We start from the raw sequence: 20,883 nt of genomic DNA on the forward strand, positions 1-20,883 counted from the left end.
TAAAATGAGTGTGATAAATGCAGTCAGAAACAAACTCATCTTACGGATATTTGCCTGCGTTAATCAGAACAGACCCTACGAAAAAAATTATTGTAAATTAGTTGTTTAGATCATAGAAATCGAACGAGGTACGAGAGAGAAATGACATTGATGATAATTTTATTTATTTTAGTAAAGATTAAAGTTTTATCATGGAAACAAAAACAGCTTTCGCGCCTATGTTAACCATTCGCAATGGTGTGACGGATATTGATTTTTACAAAAATGCCTTCGGCGCGGTTGAAAACATGCGCCTTAACAATGATGACGGGAGCGTACATGTAGCCGAATTCATGATAGAGGATGCTATGTTCCACTTACATGAGATGATGCCGCATAATCCGGCGAAGATTAGTCCTGATAAATACAATAGCAGTACTGTAATCATAGGCTTAATGACCGAAGACGTACATGGCCTGTTTAACCGGGCAATTACTGCAGGCGCAACCATAATATCGCCGGTTATCGACTATGAATATGGCTACCGGCAAGGCGAGCTGAAGGACCCATTTGGCCATCATTGGGTAATCCAATGCCGCATACCTGCATCGCCGGATTGGAAGGGTTAGTGCTGATCTTAAAAACTAATCACTCATCTCTAACTTAAATCTCTAACTTTGCCCAATGCGTTTTGATATCATCACTGTATTGCCAGGTTTGCTGGAAAGCCCTTTTGCACATTCAATTTTACAGCGCGCGCAAAAAAAAGGCATTGCCGAAATACATGTGCATAATCTGCGCGAGTATGCTACTAATAAACAAAAAAGCGTAGACGATTATCCATACGGTGGTGGCAGTGGTATGGTGATGACCATTGAGCCTTTTGCCGCGTGTATAAATAAGTTGAAGGCAGAGCGTGATTATGACGAGGTGATCTTCATGTCGCCTGATGGTGTTACACTAAACCAGGCAATGGCTAACCAGCTATCCATCAAACAAAATATTATAATTCTTTGCGGGCATTATAAGGGCATTGACCAACGCATACGCGACATTTTTGTTACCCGCGAAATATCTGTAGGCGATTATGTGTTATCGGGCGGAGAACTGCCCGCAGCCATTGTAGTTGATGCCGTGGTGCGATTGATACCCGGCGTATTATCTGATGAAACATCGGCCCTGTCTGATTCTTTTCAGGACGGCTTGCTTGACGCCCCGGTTTATACCCGCCCCGCCGACTGGAACGGCCATAAAGTACCCGATATTTTGCTAAGCGGCAACACGCCCGAAATAGAAAAATGGCGATTTGAGCAGGCGGTTGAGCGTACAAAGGAAAGAAGGCCGGATATACTGGAAGATTAATTTGTACATTTAAGTTGCAACGTAAATGCTATAACTGCATTATACAAAAGCAACAATGAAACCCGAACAGGAAAAAATCCTTATTGAACAATGCCATAAAGACGCGGCAGCATTTGGGCAGGTGTTTGATATTTGGTATAAACCCGTGTTTGGTTACATCATGCGCCGCACCGGTGATTATGATCTTTCAAAAGACATAGCTGCCGAGACCTTTCTGAAAGCTTTTCTTAAAATAAATACTTTCCAATGGAAAGGCATTAGCATTTCCTCATGGTTATACCGCATAGCCACTAATGAGCTTAATCAATATTACCGCCGTAATAAATACATGCCACAATCGCTACAGCAATTATTAGAAAACCCGCAAATGGAAAAGCTGCTGCATTATGCCGCTGATGATGAAAGAGAAGTAATGGAAAAGGAACTAAAAGCACATAATGATTATAATTTAATAAGGATAAATCTGCTTAAGCTGGATATTAAGTACCAGGAAGTGATTGCGTTGCGCTATTTCGAACAAAAATCAATTAACGAAATAGGATTGATCTTAGATAAAAATGAAGGCACTATAAAATCATTGCTATCGCGCGGATTAGAAAAATTGAGCAATATGATTTAATACTGCAACCAAATTTAATTTTTGCATTATAAGAATAGTTAACATGAAAGACAAAAACGAATTTTTAAAGCAAATGGAAAGTTTACAAGTTCCGGATGTTGATCCGGTAAAACACCAGCAAATGGTGAAAATGGCTATCATGAATGCCGGGCGGTCTGCAGCACTTGGTGTATGGTTGGTTATTATACCCTGCTATTTTTTGTTTTGCGTATTTATGTACTACTTCTTCCACATTCACATCAGCTGGTTCGAGGCTATGTTTAACCTGGTTGCCGATTTAGATAAAAATCCCAATACCCGGTTTTTATCACCATTATTATTGGTGGGCTTGCCGTTTGTATGCCTTGTTATCAACTCGCTCGCTATCGTACATGTGCAATATGTAAGAGTAGATGCCAAAAGAACGAAAGTAAATGAATTAATGATTACCTTGAAACTAAGACTAATTAATATATTGCTTATATTGATTAGCCTTGGGATAATTGGTGTTTTTACGGCTTATGTAATGACGGAAAATATCTCCATATCAATTAAAAAATAAGAACATGAAACTAAATTGGTTTACACGAAAGGGTTTAATTTATTGGCCCGCATCAATTATAGGCTGGGTAATATTTGTATTGGCTATTGCATACGCGGTATATACATTTATTGATATTGACGGCAGATCGCACTCGGGGAGTGACACTATGATCAATTTTGTATTTAACCTGTTAATTATAGGATTGGTTTATACAATTATTGCTTATTTTACAGAGGCCAGACCGCAAATTACCACAACGGATAAGGAATAAAGTGAAGGTATTTTGTTAATAAAAAAGAAAATGTGAATTTTTTAAAACAGACTTTTTATTATCAAAAATAATCCCTATAATTGCAATCCGATTTTTACGGGTTAAAAATCGCTTTTTAGAGCTTAAAATCATGGATTTAGTAAAATTTGTAGAAGAGCAAACAGTAACCGTTAATAAATTTCCAGCTTTTAAAGCAGGCGATACTGTAAGCGTGCATTATAAAATCAGAGAAGGAAACAAAGAACGTATTCAGGTTTACCAGGGTGTGGTTATCCAACGTAACAGCGTTGGTGTTTCAGAAACATTTACTGTACGTAAGGTTTCAAACGGAATTGGCGTTGAACGTATTTTCCCTGCCAACTCACCAAATATTGATAAAGTAGAAGTAAATAGTTACGGTAAAGTACGCCGCTCTAAATTATACTACCTGCGCGCCCTTACCGGTAAAGCGGCTCGTATCAAATCAAAAAGAGTTTAGTTACAGCAAAATAAAAAAGCCTTCCTGCCAAACAGGAAGGCTTTTTTTATGCATTTTAATTTAAAAGAAAATAGCTATTATTGTAAAAAGCATGCTAAAAAGCGTATTTTGTTTTTTATTTATAGCTAAATGTTATAAATTTGATAAACAGGAAGCTATTATTAATAAGTTGTTTTTCAACTAAACGTTATATTTATTTACAATCTATTTAAAAAGCCGATACCATACAGTATAATTTTTGCCGATTTATCATAATTTGTATAACAACCTTAACCAAACATTAAAATGCTACTATCACAAACATTTTCCAGTTTAATTGAAAACAACAATTCTGCATTAAACAATACATCTTCAGACCTGTTGAACGGTTTGAAAGTTTTTCATAATAACCAGTGGTACATTTGCGGTAATTTAGCGCTTAATGAAGGGCAGGCACCTCATAAATTGCTTAATTCTTCGCCAAATGATCTTGATTATCAATTATTGATAAAGGCAGCAATGCTGTTGGTTACAGATGATGTTGAGCAACCCGTAACTATTACTACAGGTTTTCCCTATGCTACTTATCGTATCTATAAAGAGGTTGCTATTGAGCAATTGAAAAAAAACCATATAGTAGAGTATGATTCATCAACCTTTGGCGGCAGCGGAAAAAGAACGGCAATACTGGATGTAAAGAATGTTGATGTTATACCAGAAATTGTTGGCTGCTCCATTGCTTTAAGAAAAGGCGAAGAAGCGGCAAAAGGTAACTTTTTTATACTAAGCTGCGGGTTTGGAACATTTGAATCTGTACTGAGTATGGATTCGGGCGTGATTGAACAAAGTATGATAAGTACCCATGGTTTGCGCTATGCGATAAACTATATGATCAATGAACTTTCAAAAAGCTATTATCTTGAATTAAGAACAGCGCATACATTGGATGACGCTTTCCAGAAAGGGTATATATTTATTGACAGGAAAAATGTTGATTTGAGAGAGATCAGAAAAAATGCATTAAGATCATACTACAATGAAGTAATATCTCCAAACCTAAGGAATGTTATTATAGATAAGAACTTAATGAAAACCAATAAGGTTTACTTATGTGGAGGTGGAATGTATTACCAGGACCTGGTAGATTGCTTTAAAGCAGAGTTTGGTGAGATAGTTCAATTAGAGGTTGTAAGCGACCCGGCTGCATTGGCAAGTAAAGGTTATGCATTAAACTCATTGCGCATTTCAGGCGGTTTAGAAAAGTCATCTATCGGTATTGATATAGGTAATTCAACAACTGTGGTAACCCGGTTCGGTAGCGACCAATAATACCATGTAAAAAAATACCCCATGTTAAGTATCTTTAAAAAAGAAACGCCCCAGGTAACAGAATCCATCAGCAATATCAAAGAATTGATAAGTGAGGGAAACGATTATTTCTCTGAAGAATTGATCATATTAGATGAAAAACTTACCGGTAATTTATTTTGTGCCGAGAAAGTCTCAATTGAACCGCGGGGAGTACTAACAGGTAATATTACGTCTAAATTATGTGTAGTAAACGGCACCGTAAATGGTGATATAACCTCGTTAGATCTGCTTGATATTAAAGCCACTGCCGTTGTAAGAGGCAATATACAGTCGGCCACTGTACATATTGAGCCCGGGGCCGTTATTAATGGTTATATAACCATAGGCGAGGATATAGACGCGCTTACTGAGCAATGGAATAAAACAAAATTCTCGACAGATGATTACCTTGCAAATAAATTAGCCGGCGAATTAGCTGAACTAAATAAAGAAAACAAAGCGACGAATATTGTTGTAAAACAAGAAGTTAAACCTGAACCGGTTGCTGCTATTGTAACTGAGGAAAAGCACATTGAGGTTATTATTGATAAAGCCGATACACCACCAGAACCTGTTGCGGTAAAAGAGCAAGAGCCCGCGCCAGCAATTGCTGAGGCCTCGTTAAAAAAAGAAAATAATTCTAATAATACCCAACGCTGGTGGTAATGGTTATGCAGGCAATTCTGCCAGTGTTGTAACCCCGCCTTTAACTACTTCGCCAAGCTCCACGTTTATTTTTGAGCCCAGCGGTAAAAAAACATCAACTCTGGAGCCAAATTTTATAAAGCCAAATTGCTCGCCCTGCTCCACTACATCACCCTCTTTTACATACCAAACAATGCGGCGGGCCAACGCGCCTGCAATTTGCCTGAATAAAATAGGTGTACCTGCGCTGTTTTCGATAACAACAGTAGTGCGTTCATTTTCGGTAGATGATTTTGGATGCCAGGCCACCAAATATTTACCCGGATGATATTTAAAATATTTAATAACGCCGCTTATCGGATTACGGTTAATATGCACATTTATAGGCGACATAAAAACTGAAATCTGAATACGCTTATCTTTTAAAAATTCGGTTTCTACAGTTTCTTCAATTACTACTACCTTACCATCTGCAGGGCAAAGTACACTTTTTTCATCCCGGGCAACCTCTAAAAACGGGCTGCGGAAGAACTGCACTATGATAACAAAAAGAGCAAAAGATAGAATATATATTATCCATTTTATAATAATTGCCTGCGGAAAATAAAATTGTATAGCCGCGTTCAAAACAAATATAAACAGGATACACAATGCAAGCGAAGTATATCCTTCTTTATGGAAAGTCATTTTTTTCATAAGGCAAAATTAAGCATTTGTAATGAAGTATAGATAAGCATATACAATTGGCGCGGCTATTAATAACCCGTCGAACCTGTCGAGCAAACCACCATGACCCGGCAATATGCCGCCCGAGTCCTTCACATCAATGCTGCGTTTAAACATAGATTCTATCAGGTCGCCGGTAGTGCCAAAGCAGCTTATTAATATACCTGTCCATATCCAATGTTCTAAACCCAGCTCGGTATAATAAATACTTATAATGTAGGCTGTAACGGCTGTAATAATAATGCCGCCAATTAAACCTTCCCATGTTTTTTTAGGCGAATGGCGTTCAAATAACTTGGTTTTTCCAAACTTGCTTCCTACAAGGTAGGCCCCGGTATCATTTGCCCAAAGCATCAGTAAAAATGCCAGTGGCAAATGGAAATTAAATGCCCCGCCCACATAAGCTAACGCGTGGAAAAAAGTAAAAGGCATAATGGTAAATATCAAGCCTAAATAGGTGTAGGCGATATTGGTAAATGGCGCATCGGTTTTTTTAAACAACTCCTGTATAAATATGGCGCTTAGGGTAATAGGCAGCAGGAATAATAATTTATGGGCATCAGTATTGGAAGAATAATTTATCAGCGCAAATAGGGCATAAATAAAAATGCCGTTTAATAAGCCGCTTTGTATATTGGGTTTTATGCCGGCTTTTTTTACCAAGCCGTAAAACTCCCATAAGCAAAACCCGCTGAGCAGTAAATAAAATACCCCGAATACATAATTGTTCAATAAAACGGAGGCGAGCATTACAATAATAAAAAAGAAGCCCGTAATGGCGCGTATTCTCATAATTTAAATTTGGTTCAGGATCATCAGCTCAATGGCATGGCTAAAATTTTCCTGGTGAATATAAACCTCAACATTACCAAAGTTGCGGTGTGATGAAGCTTGTTTATTTAATAATACCGCATCAATTTGGTGCTCACAAAGCACCTGCTTTACAATTTCCGACCGGTAAAAATCAGGCGAAGTAAATATTTTGATCCAGTTTTTTTCCATTTACAATACAGGCATTTGCTTTTTACCCGTTGCGATATTATAGTATAGATACAGCAAAAATAAAATAATTATCAGGCTAAACAGGTAAGCGCCATAATTAAATATATGCTGATCGTCGGGGTTGATCTTTATCATTTTATTTTGGAAAAGATAACTCACAATAACCGCGGTGCCGTTATTTATAAAGTGCCCCCAAACGGCTGTCCAGATGCTGCCGCTCCAGGCAACAAAATAACCAAATAAAACACCCAGCATCATTCGTGGCAGAAAGCCAAAAAACTCCATATGGAACGCGCTGAACAAAGCAGCCGTTATCCATATAGCAGCGTGCATATTCCCGGTCCATTTGGTAAAAATGGTTTGTATGCAACCCCTAAACATAAATTCCTCAACTATTGCCGTAAGCAAGCCAATTACCAGCAATTTAAATATCATGCTCCAAATGGTTTTCATTTGCAGTAAAACGGCAGTAAGCTTTTGCGCCTGGTCCTCGGTATCACGCATCCATTTTTGTAAGCCATCTAAAAAATGAGGCAGTACCATTTTTTGGTTGATATTACTCAGGTACTCAATTAATGGCGATGATATTACCATCACGCAAAAAGTAATAACCAATAATATCCATGGAAATTTAAAGGTTGATTTAAGATACTCTTTTGGATCTTTTACTATCGCGTAAGCAAAAATAACCGAGGCGGTTATAATAGGGATAGTGGTACTAACAATTTGCAATATCCATAAGGCATTAGCCGCGTTTGGATCGGTTAGGTTAAGCCGGGCTATATCCATTAAAACATTTGCCCCAAACAAACCAATTACTGCCGCTGCTCCAATTAAATAGCCAACACCAATAATGCCTATGGTTAACGCAATAAAAATTAAGAATTGTAAAGACGGGCGGGTATGTTTATTTACGGTTATTATCATTTAGCTTAAAATTCGTATTTTTGCAGCGCTTAAAGATAAGCCATGTCTGTACAAATAGGAAATATTGATTTAGGAGAATTCCCACTGCTGCTGGCACCGATGGAAGACGTGAGCGATCCGCCTTTCCGTTACGTGTGCAAGCAACATGGCGCGGATATGATGTACACCGAGTTTATCTCGTCCGAAGGCTTAATTCGCGATGCGGCAAAAAGCCGTAAAAAGCTGGATATTTTTGAATACGAGCGCCCTATAGGCATACAGATATTCGGCAGCGATATTGAGCACATGCGTGAAGCTTCTGAAATATCGTCGCAAGCAGGTCCTGACCTGATCGATATAAACTATGGCTGCCCTGTAAAAAACGTGGCTTGCCGTGGCGCGGGCGCAAGCTTATTGCAGGATATTGATAAAATGGTAGCTATGACCAAAGCGGTTGTTGAGGGCACTCATTTACCGGTAACCGTAAAAACCCGCCTGGGCTGGGACGATAATACCAAAAACGTACAGGAAGTTGCCATGCGTTTACAAGACGTAGGTATTAAGGCTTTAACCATACATGGCCGCACCCGCGCGCAAATGTATAAAGGACAGGCCGATTGGACATTGATACGTGAGATTAAAAGAAACCCGCAAATACAGATACCCATTTTTGGTAACGGCGATATTGACTCGCCCGAAAAGGCGGCACAATGGCGCATGGAATATGGTGTAGATGGCATGATGATTGGCAGGGCGGCTATTGGTTACCCATGGATATTTCGCGAGATCAAGCATTATTTTAAAACCGGCGAACACTTAGACAAGCCAACCTTTGCCGAGCGTATTGATGCCTGCCGTACACACTTGGTAAAATCAATAGAATGGAAGGGCCCTAAAACAGGTGTTTTTGAGATGCGCAGGCATTATGCTAACTACTTTAAAGGGATAGAAAACTTTAAAGAATACCGTATGAAACTGGTTACCGCAGGTACTTTTGACGAGCTGGAAGATATTTTACACGAGTTAGAAAACAACCCCAGGTTCGAAAATCCCGTATCTACTATAGAGATTTAACATTTTAGTTTTTTTTCTTTTTCATTAAAAAATATATATTGCTAAAAATTATGCCATTCAGATGGCTTGATTTTTGAGCTGTTGCGCTATATTTGAACTAAAAGATGCTGTGTATATGGTCACATTCATAACTGATGGGGTTAAAGTTTCGGTAGAAACTATTTATCAGCCGGAGTATTCCAACCCGGCAAACGATCATTTTATGTTCGCTTATAAGGTTAATATAGAAAATATGGGTAGCTATGCTGTACGTTTGTTAAGCCGGCACTGGTATATTTTCGACTCGAACGGCGCTAAGCGCGAGGTAGAGGGAGAAGGTGTAGTTGGGCAGCAACCGGTAATTGAACCGGGCAGCTCGCACGAGTATGTATCAGGCTGTAACCTTAAAACAGATATGGGCAGCATGAAGGGCGAATATCAAATGATGCGCCTGATGGACAGCGCTGTTTTTAATGTACAAATACCTGAGTTTTATTTGATAGCTCCGTATAGGATGAATTAAGTTAAAGAAACAAAGAAACAAAGAGACAAGATATATAAAAGCCCCGGTTGATTATTCAATCCGGGGCTTTCTTTATTAATACTCAGGCATAAAAGTTTAGTCTTATCACTTTATTCCTGACTCTATTGATGATGCGTCTTTATATATTCATGTTTGCTATTACTCCTCTTTCAGGGGCCGGGGGGTTAGCTCCTCCTGTTAAATAAAAACGAAGCATAATACAGCAATGTAGCCAACGATCCCAATGCTGCAACCACATACGTCATAGCGGCCCACCATAGGGCGTCTTTGGCCTGATCATGTTCTTCGCGGGTTTGCATAACAGTGTAGTTGTTATTTAACCAGGCCAACGCACGGCTGCTGGCATCAAACTCAACGGGCAGGGTTATAAAACTGAATAAAGTTACTACTGCCAAAGCAGCCACACCAATAGCCAACACCAGCGGATTATGCATAAAGAATAACAGCATTACACCAATAAACAAAGTAACCTGTACTAAAGTTGACGCTACATTAGTTACCGGCACTAACGCTGTGCGCAAGTTTAACCAATTATAAGCCGCGGCGTGTTGCAACGCGTGCCCGCACTCGTGCGCCGCTATGGCTGCCGAGGCTACACTACGGCTGTTAAACACATCCGGACTTAAATTAACTGTTTTTGTTTCGGGATTATAGTGGTCGGTTAGTTGCCCCTCCACTGATATTACCTGTACATCATAAATGCCATTATCGTGCAGCATTTTCTCGGCAACCTCCTGGCCCGACAGGCCGGATAATAAAGCCATTTCTGAATATTGTTTGAATTTACTTTTAAAGCGCCACTGAACAATAAAGCTCACCAATGCTATAATGATCATTAAAAACCATGCTGATCCCATATCTATATATCTTAAAAATGAATGTTAAATTTTTTAAACAGGTATTTCAAAAAGCATTCCAGTTAAATTAAAAAGTAAAAATTCAAAAGTCAAAAAGCTGCTGGTTTGAATTTTGAATTTTTTACTTTTGACTTAATGCGAAGCAATTTTTCATACTGGGAGCAAACCGAATTTGTTAATAATGCCGATGTGGTAATTATTGGCAGCGGCATTGTGGGCCTGAGCGCCGCGCTACACATAAAGAAACAGCAACCCGCTTTAAAAGTACTGGTGCTGGAGCGCGGCTTTTTACCCAGTGGCGCAAGCACAAAAAATGCCGGATTTGCCTGTTTTGGCACTGTTTCAGAACAAATTGGGTACTTAAAAAGATCATCAGAGCCGGAAGTTTTGCGTATGGTTGATTATAAATGGCGGGGCCTGCAACGGTTACGGAAAAATCTGGGCGATGTAGCTATCGACTTCTACCAATATGGCGGCTATGAATTATTCAGGAACAATGAGCTTAAACAAGCAGAAGAATGCCTGGATAGCTTAACATACTTTAACAATTTATTAAAACAAGCTATTGGCGAACCTGACATATATGCAGTTGCTAATGATAAAATTGCAGGTTTTGGCTTTAATGGAATTAACCAAATAATAGTTAACCGCTTTGAGGGCCAGCTTAATACCGGTAAAATGATGCGCGCGTTATTGCAGAAGGTTTATGAAACAGGTACACTGGTTTTGAATGATTGCAGTGTAGATGAGATTAAACAAGAGGGCAATCATATCCAACTTACTACCTCGCAGGGAAATTTTAAAGCAGGTAAGGTAATTTTAGCCACAAATGCGTTTGCTGCTCAACTATATCCGGAATTAGAAGTAGTACCGGGTCGCGGCCAGGCGCTTATCACTAAACCCATCGCTAACTTAAAGCTAAAAGGCACTTATCATTTTAATGAAGGTTATTATTACTTCAGGAATATTGATAACCGGGTACTCTTTGGTGGCGGCAGGAACATTGATTATAAAACAGAAGAAACATATGATTTTGGGCATACCGAAAAAGTAAAGCAACAGCTAACCACCTATTTAAACGAAATAATACTACCCGGCCAAAACATAGAAATAGATTACTGGTGGAGCGGCATCATGGGCTTTGGTGAAGATATTACCCCGATTGTAAAAGAAGTGCAACCCAATGTTTTTTGCGCGGTACGCTGTAATGGTATGGGTGTAGCAATGGGAAGTTTGGTAGGGGAAGAGGTTGCGGAGTTGGCGATAAACGGTTGATAATTTGAGCGCGCTGTATCAAAACAATTCCACCAACCGCTCCAAAGCCATACCTCTCGAGCCTTTAATTAATATAGTTGAGTTTTTTATAGGATTGGCTTTTAGCCCGGCAATAGCCTCTTCGGCAGTTGGGTAGACCATAGTCGATGGTCGATAGTTCATAATAAATGCCGCTTGCTGAAATTCTTTGCCGATAAAAATGCGTTCATCAACTTCTGTATCCAACGCCTTTTCCATAACCGCTTTATGCTCTATAGCCGATTCTGCGCCCATCTCAAACATATCGCCCAAGATCAACACTTTCCTGTTGGCCGTTATCTTGCCAATGTTATCAATAGCAACCATCATACTGCTTGGATTGGCATTATAGTAATCGCATATCAAAGTATTGGTAGCTGTCTGCACAATTTGCGACCGGTTATTTTTTGGTTGATAGCCTTCAATGCCCCGGTTTATTTCGACAGCCGGCAGCTTAAAATAAACGCCGATACAAATGGCCGCCAAAATATTATCTAAATTATAAGCACCGGTCAATTGTGTTTTAACTACATAACTTTCGCCCGAGCTATTGTTGGTCCACTCCACAGACAGCAGCGGTGCATTTTCTATGATCTCGCCGCTCACCAGGTCATCAATAGCATCACCATAAAAAACCGGCGGCACAGCAAACTTTCGCTGATCTGCCATCTCTGTTAAAATAGTGTTGCCGCTGTTGATAAACGCAACGCCATTAGGGGCCAGCCAATCATACAACTCACCCTTGGCTATTTTCACGCCCTCAATACTGCCAAACCCCTCTAAATGCGCTTTACCCACATTGGTTATTAAGCCATGCGTTGGTTGTGCAATGCTACAAAGCAGCTCAATTTCTTTTATGTGATTGGCGCCCATTTCAATCACCGCCATTTGGTGAGAGGCGTTAATACTTAAAACAGTTAACGGAACGCCGATATGATTATTCAAATTTCCCTGCGTAGCCAGTGTTGTAAAGTGTTGTGATAAAACAGCATTTATTAACTCCTTGGTAGTGGTTTTGCCATTAGTGCCGGTAAGCCCAATAACCGGTATAGTTAATTGTTTACGGTGATGTCGGGCAAGGTCCTGCAGGGCGGTTAAAACATCAGCGACTAAAAGGCACCGGTCATTAAACTTATATTCGGGATTATCAATTACTGCATAAGCGGCACCCGCTTCTATGGCTTGTTGGGCAAAGGTATTCGCGTCAAACTTGTCGCCCTTTAGGGCAAAGAATAAACTGCCTGCGCCAATTTTGCGGGTATCGGTACTGATAGCCTGGTGTTGCAAATAAAGTTGATATAGTTGTTCGGTAGTGGTCATATTTTGTTTGTCGCGGGGTGTTAACCAAAGTTATTGATTTCTGTTCATCCAGCCCAATACCGCTTTAATCTCGCCATAAGTAAAATCAGCGCCTAATACCTCCTTTAGGGGTGCTAACCTATCGGCACCATAACTTTCAACCGCATCTTTTATAGCCGGGATCTTCCCTTCAGGCACCATATCAAGCACATCCATTTCGCCCGATTGTACAAAATAGCTTAAATGGCTTTCTATTGTTGATACAGAAAGCCCGCGCTCGGCAGCAATTTCGGCAATGGTTTTGTCTTTGCGATATAACTCTAAGCTTACCATCCGGGTGTCACTGCTGCGGGGTGTGCTAACTCTTTCTGTCCTAACCTTACGCTCGCGTTTTTTACTTTTTTGGCTGATCTTTGAATTAAGGCCGCGCTCATCGGCATAAACTTTAACCGGCGCTAAAAACTCGCGTCCATATCGTGCCAGTTTAATATCGCCAAAGCCAGAAATAAACCGCAGCTCATCCAAACTTTGCGGCAGATAGGTGGCTATCTCCATTAAAGTAGCATCCGAAACAATAATATAAGCAGGTACATTCTCCTGTAACGCGATATCGCGGCGTGTATTTTTTAAGATGCTTAACAGGTCATTCTCAAACGGCAGATCTTCGGTTGGTCGTTCTTCTATAGTTTGTGTGGCGATGAGATCGACCTTTTCCAATCCTTTTAAAACCGCCTCACTTTTTGAGGTTAGTTTTAAAACCGGGTATTCGGTATCAGTAAATTGCAGATAGCCTAAGGCGACCAACTCGCGCAGGTAGCGCTGCCAATCGGCTTTGCTTAGGTCCTTGCCTACGCCGTAGGTTTTTAGTTCTTTATGTTCTTCACGTATCTTTTCGTTTTTCGATCCGCGTAAAAAATCTATCACGTAGGTGCTGCCGAAGCGCTCCTTCAACCTGTATACTGCCGACAATGCTTTTTGCGCGATCAGTGTTCCGTCAAACTTGGTGATTTCGCTCAAACAAACATCGCATGAGCCGCAATGATCGGGTGCCTGTTCATCAAAATAGTTTAACAAATATTGGCGGCGGCAAGTTGGGAGCTGGCAATATTTTGCCATATCGTTGAGCTTGCTTATCATGATCTGCGTTTGCTCAGGGTCGCCGTCAATACTAACAAAGCTTTTCAACTTAATAGCATCCCCCGGCGAGTAAAACAGCAACGCTGCCGATTCCAACCCATCACGCCCCGCGCGCCCTGTTTCCTGGTAATACCCTTCAATGTTTTTGGGCATATCCATGTGTGCCACGTAACGCACGTTAGATTTATTGATGCCCATGCCAAAAGCGATAGTGGCAACTATAATTTTTACATCATCACGCAAAAAGGCTTCCTGGTTCCGGGCTTTTAGGGCATTATCTAAACCCGCATGATAGGCCTCGGCCAAATAACCCTGCGCTTTCAGATCGGTCGCAAGGGCTTCCACTGATTTGCGCGATAAACAATAAATTATACCTGATTCATCTTTGCGGCCCTCTAAAAAATCAAGCAGCTGGTCAAAGCTGTTTCTTTTTGGGTTTACCCGGTAAGTAATATTGGCCCGGTTAAAAGAGGAAATAAATATAGCCGGGCTTTTAAGATTAAGTTTTTCAAGGATATCCTTCTGAGTCAGTTTATCGGCAGTAGCTGTAAGCGCGATAACCGGGATGTTCGGGAAATGATCTTTCAGTCCGGCAAGCATCAAATACTCCGGACGGAAATCATGGCCCCAGTGGGATATACAATGTGCCTCGTCTATAGCTATTTGCGCTACGGGGACAGGCAGCGATTTTAAAAATTGCACCAACTTGTTTTCCGACCCAAACAAGCGCTCGGGGGCCAAATACAAAAGCTTAATATGGTTACTGTTTAGTTTGGTAATAATACGGCTCTGCTCATCCGGCGATTGCGTAGAATTTAAAAAAGCTGCAGGTATACCTGCTACATTCAGGCTATCTACCTGGTCCTTCATTAAAGCAATAAGCGGCGATATAACAATGGTTAAACCGTTTAATAACACCGCAGGCAGCTGGTAACATAGCGACTTGCCACCGCCGGTAGGCATCAGCGCCAATACATCTTTACTGTTTAAAACATGCTGTATAATAGCTTCCTGCTCGTGCCTGAATTCGCTATATCCAAAATATTTTTGCAGGGCCTGGGTAGGTGTCATGTGTTTTTTAATGTGCAGATGTGAAGATATGCAAATGTGCAGATTTTGGATGATGCTGAATTAAGCTAATTTAAGAAATTTGTGAATTTTTGCTTTCTTTCTTTTTTAAAGGTAAATTTGATTATGAATAACTGGAAAGAGCGTATTACTACAAACCCAGCGCAATGTGGCGGTAGACCCTGTATACGTAGTATGCGAATACGTGTGGTAGATGTTATTGATTTGCTTGCTTCGGGTTTAACACAAAACCAAGTATTGCAAGAATTACCGGATCTTGAACCAGAAGATATTGAAGCCGCTTTAAAATATGCTGGTAGCAAACTTGATCATCCTATCATAGCAGCATGATTATTTGGATTGATGCACAAATATCTCCTTTTATTGCTTCCTGGATAAATGATAATTTCCCCAAATTAACGGCAAAGTCTGTACGTTCTTTAGGTCTTAGAGATGCTACTGACATTGAAATTTTTGATCAGGCTAGAAAAGCGAATATTACTTTGATGAGTAAGGATTATGATTTTGTTAGATTAATTGAACTGCATGGCAGCCCACCCCAATTAATTTGGATTACTTGCGGCAACACATCAAATGCAGGTATGTGTGAAATATTGAAATCTGCCTTGCAACAAGCGGTCGATTTGTTAAACAGAAAAGAAGATATTATAGAAATAAGCAACAAGCTTTCATAAAAAGTACCGGTAATCATATGTCAAAAAAAATACTCCTCTTATTTATCTTTTTAATCATTGCCTTTTCAACATTCGCACAAAGCATTAAATCGCCATCAGAATTTTTAGGCTATCAGTTAGGCACACAATTTACCTATCAGTATCGTATAGTAGACTATTTTAAATATGTCGCCACCGAATCAAAAAATGTAAAGATGGTGCAGTTTGGCACTACTAACGAGGGCCGCCCATTGGTGGCGATGTTCATTGCATCTGATGCAAACATTAACAGGCTGGAAGATATCCGCAAGAATAACTTAGGCCTTGCCGGATTAGGAGATAGCGGTACTGCATCAACCAATACTCCGGTAATAGTTTGGCTAAGCTACAACGTTCATGGTAACGAGCCCAGCTCGAGCGAGGCAGCTATGCAAACCTTATTTGATATGGTTGATCCGGCTAATAACAGAACAAAAGCCTGGTTAAAAAATACGGTTGTTGTAATCGACCCCTGTTTAAACCCCGACGGCCATGAGCGGTATGTAAATTTCTATAACTCGGTAAAGGGAAGTGCACCCGATGCTAATCCGGCAGCGCGCGAACATGCGGAGCCATGGCCGGGCGGCCGGGTAAATCATTATTATTTTGATCTGAACCGCGATTGGGCCTGGCAAACGCAAAAAGAAACGCAGGCGCGGGTAGGCTTATTTAATCAATGGCTGCCGCAGGTGCATGTTGATTTTCATGAACAGGGCTATAATTCGCCTTATTACTTTGCTCCGGCAGCCGAGCCAATGCACAGGGATATTACTGCCTGGCAAAAAGAGTTTCAAACAATTATTGGAAAAAACAACGCCAGGTACTTTGACCAAAATGGCTGGCTATATTTTACCAAGGAAGAGTTTGATCTGCTTTATCCATCATACGGCGACACGTACCCTATCTATAACGGCTCTATAGGTATGACCTATGAGCAGGGTGGCATTGGGGCGGGCCTGGCAGTAACTACCCGCATGGGTGATGTTTTAACCTTGAAGGACCGTATCGCTCACCATCACTCAAACAGCTTAAGCACCATCGAAACCGCATCGGCTAATGCCACAAAAGCACTGGGAGAATTTAAAAAGTATTTTGATAATAGCCGCGCCAACCCAACCGGCGATTATAAAACCTACGTTATTAAAAACGATAATCAAGATAAGTTAAACGCCCTTGCAGAGGTACTTCGCAGAAACAGCATCCAGTATAATTATGGAGTAAAAGCCAATGCATCAGGCTTTAATTATATCAATGGTAAAACAGAACAGTTTGATGTTAATACTAATGATATGGTTGTTAGCGCTTATCAGCCAAAATCAGTATTGTTGCATGTACTGTTGGAGCCCAAAACTTTTGTGGCCGACTCTAACACATATGATATTACCGCGTGGTCATTACCGTATGCCTATGGCTTACAGGCATACGGGCTTAAGGAGCCTATAAAAGTTGCTCCGCAACAAATGAACAGCGGATCGCTATCACCACAGCCAACAGAATCAGCAAATAAACAACATGCTTATGCCTACGTTGCTGCCTGGCAGTCTGTTAATGATGTTAAGTTTTTGGTGGAGCTATTTAAAAAGAACATCAAGGTGCGTTATGCTGAAATCCCGTTCGAAGCCGCGGGTAAAAAATTTGGTGCCGGATCGCTTATTTTAGCAAGGGCAGGCAATGACAATGTGGATTTTGATGATAACGTACATTATGCAGCAATGTCTGCCGGGCGCGAGCTAACTCCGCTAACAACCGGTTTTGTTGATAAAGGGGTAGACCTGGGCTCAAGCTTTATCAGGTATATCCATCCGCCAAAAGTAATGCTGGTATCGGGCGAAGGTGCATCCTCAGAAAGCATGGGCGAGATATGGCACTTTTTTGAGCAGCAGATAGGTTATCCCGTATCGTTGGTTAATTATAAAAACTTAAGCCGTGCTAAGCTGGGTGATTTTGACGCGATAATTTTTCCTGATGGCAATTATGATGATTTCCCGTCAGAAAAATTGCAGAGCTGGGTTAAAGATGGCGGTAAACTGATTGTACTGCAGGACGCGGTTTCGCAACTGGCGGGCAAAAAAGGATTTGATATCAAAAGAATAGATACCGACACAGGCAAAACCAAACCATCTATAAGAATATATGGCGACCGCGACCGCGAATCAATCAAAACAAGCGTGCCGGGTGCTATTTATAAGATTAATTTAGATAATACCCACCCGCTGGGGTTTGGTTTCCCTAAATATTATTACACGCTTAAATTAAGTGATGATGTTTATCCCCTTTTAGACGATGGCAACTGGAACGTAGGCACCATTAAGAAAGACGCGTACGTTTCTGGTTTCGTTGGCGAAAAAAGCAAAGAGAAAATAAAAGACGGGTTATTATTAGGCGTACAATCTATGGGCCGGGGCTCTGTAGTGTATTTGGTTGACGACCCATTATTCCGCGGTTTTTGGGAAAATGGTAAGCTGTTGTTTAGCAATGCGGTATTTATGGTGCAATGAGCAGTTGGCAGTTTGCAAGTGGACAGTTAGCAGTTAACTGCTGCCCACTGCCAGCTTAATTACCACCCCCTACTCTTCCTTTTTCATCTTCTGCGCCGCCGCGGTGTTCGCGTTTCTTAATTTTTGAATTGCCAAAGTTGTAGGTAATATTAAGTTTTAATAAGCGGGAATCGCTTTTTTGCCTAACAATAAAATTATTGGTTAGCTCATTACTGCTGATATTATTGCGGCGCATGTTAAATATATCATCCAGGCCTACTTTAACATTAAACTTTTTATTTGCAAATGAGCGGCTTAAGGCGGCATCAATGCCATACTTAGGGAATATGTTATAAATGCCATAAGTTAATGAAGAATTATAATTGCCCGATATTTCTGCCTTAAATTTGCCGAACAATAGGGTTTGCGTTGTTCTGAAAACGAATGCTGCACGCCCGTTGTCAACATTTCCTCCATATAAACCGTTTGATTTAAAGCCCAGGTAAAACCCGTTAAAGTTAAAGCTGCCTGTCCACCAGTTAGTGATGGTATAAGGTGAATATATATTAATGTTATAGCTGTTTTGTACCTGCAGGTTATCGTTGGTTTGAAACGATTTGTTCCCCTGGGTCAGGATCAGTTCGGTAATCACATCAGTAGTACGGCTGTAACCCACGCTAACGTTGACCGTTTTATTATAGGTATAATCAAATTCGAAGTTATTGGTGTATTGCGGTTTTAAAAATGCATTCCCTTTTGAAAAGGTATAAGGGTCAAGATAATAAATAAAAGGGTTAAGGTTACCATAACCGGGGCGGTCAATACGGCGGCTGTAGGATAGGCTGATCTCATTTTTCTTATCCAGCGTGCGGTTCAGGAACACACTCGGAAACAAATTAAAATAACTGCGGTCCACCTGTGTACTGCCCACCAGGTTACCATTTGATTGGGTGTATTCGCCACGCAGGCCCACCTGTACCGATCCGTTTTTAAACTGTTTATTCAGGTTTATGTAACCGGCATCTATTTTTTCAGAATAAATAAAACGATTAGTGCGGGTTGTGTCATTTATATATGTACCGTCAACCAGGGCCTTTTGCGCCCGCAGATCATTATCGGTTTTAACACTGCTTAATTTTGCTCCTGCTTCCAGCTTTATAGTCTTGGTAAGCGGTTTGGCATAATCAGCCTTGCCAGAGTAAATCTCAATAGTTGATGGCGTTTGGTTGCGCAGCAACAATGGGTCGTGTTGTTTGCTGCCATTTGCAAGAAAATAGTCTGTATTGTATTGTGCAATAGAGTTATTATTGAACTTTGAATAATCCAAATCAATACTTAACTCCTGCCCAAGTGTATCTATTTTATACCGGTCATTCACATTGAAGGCAAGGTTTTTATAAGATTGTTTAATGCTCGAAGAAGTATTTAATGACGAATCTGCAACGCCCGATACAGCTCCTATAGTAGTAGGGGTAAAATTATTGTCGTTCTCCGTGTTTGAATAGCCACTTATCACGAAACCTATGATGTGTTTACTGGTCAGGTCGTAGTCGGCTCCGGTATTATAATTATTATAATGATTGGTTTGCGACATTTGCGTTAGCTGATCAAAATAAGTGTGCTTGCCGGTATTATCAGTAATGATCCGGCTAATATCCAGGTCGCGGTAACGTGGGTTATCGCCATGGCTAAATGTGCCGAAAAGATTAAGGTTACCTTCTTTATGATTTAAATTAAGGCTCATGTTATCCCGTGGATGTTTACTGTAGCCACCACCTATATTAACACTACCATTGGTGCCACTCTGCTTGTTCTTTTTTAGTTTGATGTTGATGATACCCGAGTTACCTGCCGCATCATATTTAGCTGATGGGTTGGTAATGATCTCGATGGATTGTATGGTAGTGCCATCGGTCGATCGCAGCAACGTGGCCAGCTGTGCTGCCGACAAATAGGTCAGCTTATCATTTATCATTACGGTTACGCCCTGTTTTCCTTTCAGGCTGATGTTATCATCTTTATCAACCGTTACGCCGGGCGCCCTTTCTAAAATTTCCATAGCGGTGTTGCCTGCCGCCAGAACGCTGTTTTCAACATTCATTACGGTGCGGTCTATTTTGCGCTCAATTAATGGCCTTGATGAGGTAATGGTGACCGTATTTAAACTTTTCACATTAGGGTGCATAGTTAGATCAGGAACGGCAAGGCGTGCGTTGGTTACGCTGAATACCGCGCTTGCCACTTTATTATATCCCACAGTTGTTCCTTTAACTATATAATTGCCCGGGGTAATGTTGTCAAAAGAATATACGCCGTCGCCATTGGTAAGTGTGCCCTTCACAACGGTAGAGTCTGTTGCTTTTAGCAGGCTAACGGTAGCGTAATCTATAGGTGTATTTTGCTCGCCAACCAGCTTGCCTGTTATGGTAATGGTTGATTTTGCTGTTTGCGCAAATGCGGTGCTAAAGCCCAATATTGTTAATAACAGCGTATAATATATTTTAGTAGTGATTGATTTCATAAGTATAAATTTTAGGCAATAGTATGCCAGTGAAGGATTTTTTCCTTCTTTTTTAGTTTGTTAATTAAGGTTTGATATTTT

Annotated in this window: 22 protein-coding genes; 14 read left to right on the top strand and 8 right to left on the bottom strand. The window is 40.6% G+C overall.

The features are described 5' to 3' along the window. The first annotated feature begins 191 nt into the window (after nucleotides 1-191). The 8 genes from JWR23_RS17540 to JWR23_RS17575 all read left to right on the top strand — a co-directional run bounded on the left by JWR23_RS17540 (nucleotide 192) and on the right by JWR23_RS17575 (nucleotide 5,227). Complete coding sequence (locus JWR23_RS17540) at nucleotides 192-608, top strand: VOC family protein (RefSeq protein WP_299517803.1); 417 nt, start codon at nucleotides 192-194, stop codon at nucleotides 606-608. A gap of 55 nt (nucleotides 609-663) precedes the next feature. After that, nucleotides 664-1,341 carry a tRNA (guanosine(37)-N1)-methyltransferase TrmD gene (gene trmD, locus JWR23_RS17545; protein ID WP_299495970.1) on the top strand — a complete coding sequence of 226 codons (678 nt, stop codon included), beginning with the start codon at nucleotides 664-666 and terminating at the stop codon, nucleotides 1,339-1,341. A 55-nt stretch (nucleotides 1,342-1,396) separates the two neighbouring features. Continuing rightward, nucleotides 1,397-1,960, top strand: coding sequence for an RNA polymerase sigma factor (locus tag JWR23_RS17550; protein ID WP_299517805.1), 564 nt, complete (start codon nucleotides 1,397-1,399; stop codon nucleotides 1,958-1,960). Nucleotides 1,961-2,003: 43 nt separating this feature from the next. Then, nucleotides 2,004-2,501, top strand: coding sequence for a hypothetical protein (locus tag JWR23_RS17555; protein ID WP_299517808.1), 498 nt, complete (start codon nucleotides 2,004-2,006; stop codon nucleotides 2,499-2,501). A 4-nt stretch (nucleotides 2,502-2,505) separates the two neighbouring features. After that, nucleotides 2,506-2,754 (top strand): hypothetical protein, encoded by a 249-nt coding sequence (locus JWR23_RS17560; protein ID WP_299517810.1) that lies wholly within the window; start codon nucleotides 2,506-2,508, stop codon nucleotides 2,752-2,754. A 130-nt stretch (nucleotides 2,755-2,884) separates the two neighbouring features. Further along, nucleotides 2,885-3,232, top strand: coding sequence for a 50S ribosomal protein L19 (rplS, locus tag JWR23_RS17565; protein ID WP_299495973.1), 348 nt, complete (start codon nucleotides 2,885-2,887; stop codon nucleotides 3,230-3,232). 285 nt (nucleotides 3,233-3,517) lie between these two features. Next, on the top strand, nucleotides 3,518-4,540 hold the full coding sequence (locus JWR23_RS17570; protein WP_299517813.1) for a hypothetical protein: 1,023 nt from the start codon (nucleotides 3,518-3,520) through the stop codon (nucleotides 4,538-4,540). Nucleotides 4,541-4,561: 21 nt separating this feature from the next. Then, entirely contained in the window at nucleotides 4,562-5,227 is a 666-nt protein-coding gene (locus JWR23_RS17575; protein WP_299517815.1) for a polymer-forming cytoskeletal protein, read from the top strand. A gap of 3 nt (nucleotides 5,228-5,230) precedes the next feature. Here JWR23_RS17575 and JWR23_RS17580 read toward each other — a convergent pair whose 3' ends face one another. From JWR23_RS17580 to JWR23_RS17595, 4 genes are read right to left on the bottom strand one after another with little or no spacing between them, the layout of a single operon-like run. Beyond that, the gene (locus JWR23_RS17580) at nucleotides 5,231-5,893 is read right to left on the bottom strand and encodes a phosphatidylserine decarboxylase family protein (RefSeq protein WP_299517872.1); all 663 of its coding nucleotides are present in this window, start codon (nucleotides 5,891-5,893) and stop codon (nucleotides 5,231-5,233) included. Between the two features lie 18 nt (nucleotides 5,894-5,911). Next, complete coding sequence (locus tag JWR23_RS17585) at nucleotides 5,912-6,724, bottom strand: phosphatidate cytidylyltransferase (protein WP_299517817.1); 813 nt, start codon at nucleotides 6,722-6,724, stop codon at nucleotides 5,912-5,914. A 3-nt stretch (nucleotides 6,725-6,727) separates the two neighbouring features. Continuing rightward, a complete protein-coding gene (locus tag JWR23_RS17590) occupies nucleotides 6,728-6,934 on the bottom strand; it encodes a hypothetical protein (RefSeq protein WP_299517819.1) in 207 nt (68 codons plus the stop codon). After that, on the bottom strand, nucleotides 6,935-7,861 hold the full coding sequence (locus JWR23_RS17595) for a CPBP family intramembrane glutamic endopeptidase (protein ID WP_299517821.1): 927 nt from the start codon (nucleotides 7,859-7,861) through the stop codon (nucleotides 6,935-6,937). A 42-nt stretch (nucleotides 7,862-7,903) separates the two neighbouring features. Here JWR23_RS17595 and dusB point away from each other — a divergent pair, with 42 nt between their 5' ends. Beyond that, nucleotides 7,904-8,914 (top strand): tRNA dihydrouridine synthase DusB, encoded by a 1,011-nt coding sequence (gene dusB / locus JWR23_RS17600; protein ID WP_299517824.1) that lies wholly within the window; start codon nucleotides 7,904-7,906, stop codon nucleotides 8,912-8,914. Nucleotides 8,915-9,029: 115 nt separating this feature from the next. Then, nucleotides 9,030-9,416, top strand: a complete 387-nt coding sequence (apaG, locus tag JWR23_RS17605; RefSeq protein WP_299517827.1) for a Co2+/Mg2+ efflux protein ApaG — start codon at nucleotides 9,030-9,032, stop codon at nucleotides 9,414-9,416. A 185-nt stretch (nucleotides 9,417-9,601) separates the two neighbouring features. Here the strand turns inward: apaG and JWR23_RS17610 are convergent, their stop codons facing one another. Next, complete coding sequence (locus JWR23_RS17610; protein ID WP_299517830.1) at nucleotides 9,602-10,294, bottom strand: zinc metallopeptidase; 693 nt, start codon at nucleotides 10,292-10,294, stop codon at nucleotides 9,602-9,604. Nucleotides 10,295-10,429: 135 nt separating this feature from the next. Between JWR23_RS17610 and JWR23_RS17615 the strand changes: the two genes are divergently transcribed. Continuing rightward, on the top strand, nucleotides 10,430-11,569 hold the full coding sequence (locus tag JWR23_RS17615; RefSeq protein WP_299517832.1) for an FAD-binding oxidoreductase: 1,140 nt from the start codon (nucleotides 10,430-10,432) through the stop codon (nucleotides 11,567-11,569). 18 nt (nucleotides 11,570-11,587) lie between these two features. On the opposite strand, the gene murF is transcribed toward JWR23_RS17615, so the two are convergent. After that, entirely contained in the window at nucleotides 11,588-12,907 is a 1,320-nt protein-coding gene (murF, locus tag JWR23_RS17620) for a UDP-N-acetylmuramoyl-tripeptide--D-alanyl-D-alanine ligase (protein WP_299517834.1), read from the bottom strand. 30 nt (nucleotides 12,908-12,937) lie between these two features. Then, on the bottom strand, nucleotides 12,938-15,094 hold the full coding sequence (gene recQ, locus JWR23_RS17625) for a DNA helicase RecQ (protein WP_299517836.1): 2,157 nt from the start codon (nucleotides 15,092-15,094) through the stop codon (nucleotides 12,938-12,940). A 123-nt stretch (nucleotides 15,095-15,217) separates the two neighbouring features. Between recQ and JWR23_RS17630 the strand changes: the two genes are divergently transcribed. Genes JWR23_RS17630 through JWR23_RS17640 form a run of 3 tightly spaced genes read left to right on the top strand, consistent with a single transcriptional unit; the run spans nucleotide 15,218 to nucleotide 18,302 of the window. Then, nucleotides 15,218-15,442, top strand: coding sequence for a DUF433 domain-containing protein (locus JWR23_RS17630; protein ID WP_299517839.1), 225 nt, complete (start codon nucleotides 15,218-15,220; stop codon nucleotides 15,440-15,442). After that, a complete protein-coding gene (locus tag JWR23_RS17635; protein ID WP_299517841.1) occupies nucleotides 15,439-15,786 on the top strand; it encodes a DUF5615 family PIN-like protein in 348 nt (115 codons plus the stop codon). Before JWR23_RS17630 ends, JWR23_RS17635 begins: the two co-directional genes overlap by 4 nt. A gap of 17 nt (nucleotides 15,787-15,803) precedes the next feature. Further along, the gene (locus JWR23_RS17640) at nucleotides 15,804-18,302 is read left to right on the top strand and encodes a M14 metallopeptidase family protein (protein WP_299517843.1); all 2,499 of its coding nucleotides are present in this window, start codon (nucleotides 15,804-15,806) and stop codon (nucleotides 18,300-18,302) included. A 55-nt stretch (nucleotides 18,303-18,357) separates the two neighbouring features. On the opposite strand, the gene JWR23_RS17645 is transcribed toward JWR23_RS17640, so the two are convergent. Beyond that, complete coding sequence (locus JWR23_RS17645) at nucleotides 18,358-20,802, bottom strand: outer membrane beta-barrel family protein (RefSeq protein ID WP_299517845.1); 2,445 nt, start codon at nucleotides 20,800-20,802, stop codon at nucleotides 18,358-18,360. Nucleotides 20,803-20,883: the final 81 nt, after the last annotated feature.

This window comes from Mucilaginibacter sp. (assembly GCF_028288205.1).
Taxonomy (GTDB): Bacteria; Bacteroidota; Bacteroidia; order Sphingobacteriales; family Sphingobacteriaceae; genus Mucilaginibacter.

What these genes read in the sequence shown, in the direction of transcription:
- JWR23_RS17540 (WP_299517803.1), top strand. Translation starts at nt 192, where the DNA reads ATGGAAACAAAAACAGCTTTCGCGCCTATGTTAACCATTCGCAATGGT.
- trmD (WP_299495970.1), top strand. Translation starts at nt 664, where the DNA reads ATGCGTTTTGATATCATCACTGTATTGCCAGGTTTGCTGGAAAGCCCT.
- JWR23_RS17550 (WP_299517805.1), top strand. Translation starts at nt 1,397, where the DNA reads ATGAAACCCGAACAGGAAAAAATCCTTATTGAACAATGCCATAAAGAC.
- JWR23_RS17555 (WP_299517808.1), top strand. Translation starts at nt 2,004, where the DNA reads ATGAAAGACAAAAACGAATTTTTAAAGCAAATGGAAAGTTTACAAGTT.
- JWR23_RS17560 (WP_299517810.1), top strand. Translation starts at nt 2,506, where the DNA reads ATGAAACTAAATTGGTTTACACGAAAGGGTTTAATTTATTGGCCCGCA.
- rplS (WP_299495973.1), top strand. Translation starts at nt 2,885, where the DNA reads ATGGATTTAGTAAAATTTGTAGAAGAGCAAACAGTAACCGTTAATAAA.
- JWR23_RS17570 (WP_299517813.1), top strand. Translation starts at nt 3,518, where the DNA reads ATGCTACTATCACAAACATTTTCCAGTTTAATTGAAAACAACAATTCT.
- JWR23_RS17575 (WP_299517815.1), top strand. Translation starts at nt 4,562, where the DNA reads ATGTTAAGTATCTTTAAAAAAGAAACGCCCCAGGTAACAGAATCCATC.
- JWR23_RS17580 (WP_299517872.1), bottom strand. Translation starts at nt 5,893, where the DNA reads ATGACTTTCCATAAAGAAGGATATACTTCGCTTGCATTGTGTATCCTG.
- JWR23_RS17585 (WP_299517817.1), bottom strand. Translation starts at nt 6,724, where the DNA reads ATGAGAATACGCGCCATTACGGGCTTCTTTTTTATTATTGTAATGCTC.
- JWR23_RS17590 (WP_299517819.1), bottom strand. Translation starts at nt 6,934, where the DNA reads ATGGAAAAAAACTGGATCAAAATATTTACTTCGCCTGATTTTTACCGG.
- JWR23_RS17595 (WP_299517821.1), bottom strand. Translation starts at nt 7,861, where the DNA reads ATGATAATAACCGTAAATAAACATACCCGCCCGTCTTTACAATTCTTA.
- dusB (WP_299517824.1), top strand. Translation starts at nt 7,904, where the DNA reads ATGTCTGTACAAATAGGAAATATTGATTTAGGAGAATTCCCACTGCTG.
- apaG (WP_299517827.1), top strand. Translation starts at nt 9,030, where the DNA reads ATGGTCACATTCATAACTGATGGGGTTAAAGTTTCGGTAGAAACTATT.
- JWR23_RS17610 (WP_299517830.1), bottom strand. Translation starts at nt 10,294, where the DNA reads ATGGGATCAGCATGGTTTTTAATGATCATTATAGCATTGGTGAGCTTT.
- JWR23_RS17615 (WP_299517832.1), top strand. Translation starts at nt 10,430, where the DNA reads ATGCGAAGCAATTTTTCATACTGGGAGCAAACCGAATTTGTTAATAAT.
- murF (WP_299517834.1), bottom strand. Translation starts at nt 12,907, where the DNA reads ATGACCACTACCGAACAACTATATCAACTTTATTTGCAACACCAGGCT.
- recQ (WP_299517836.1), bottom strand. Translation starts at nt 15,094, where the DNA reads ATGACACCTACCCAGGCCCTGCAAAAATATTTTGGATATAGCGAATTC.
- JWR23_RS17630 (WP_299517839.1), top strand. Translation starts at nt 15,218, where the DNA reads ATGAATAACTGGAAAGAGCGTATTACTACAAACCCAGCGCAATGTGGC.
- JWR23_RS17635 (WP_299517841.1), top strand. Translation starts at nt 15,439, where the DNA reads ATGATTATTTGGATTGATGCACAAATATCTCCTTTTATTGCTTCCTGG.
- JWR23_RS17640 (WP_299517843.1), top strand. Translation starts at nt 15,804, where the DNA reads ATGTCAAAAAAAATACTCCTCTTATTTATCTTTTTAATCATTGCCTTT.
- JWR23_RS17645 (WP_299517845.1), bottom strand. Translation starts at nt 20,802, where the DNA reads ATGAAATCAATCACTACTAAAATATATTATACGCTGTTATTAACAATA.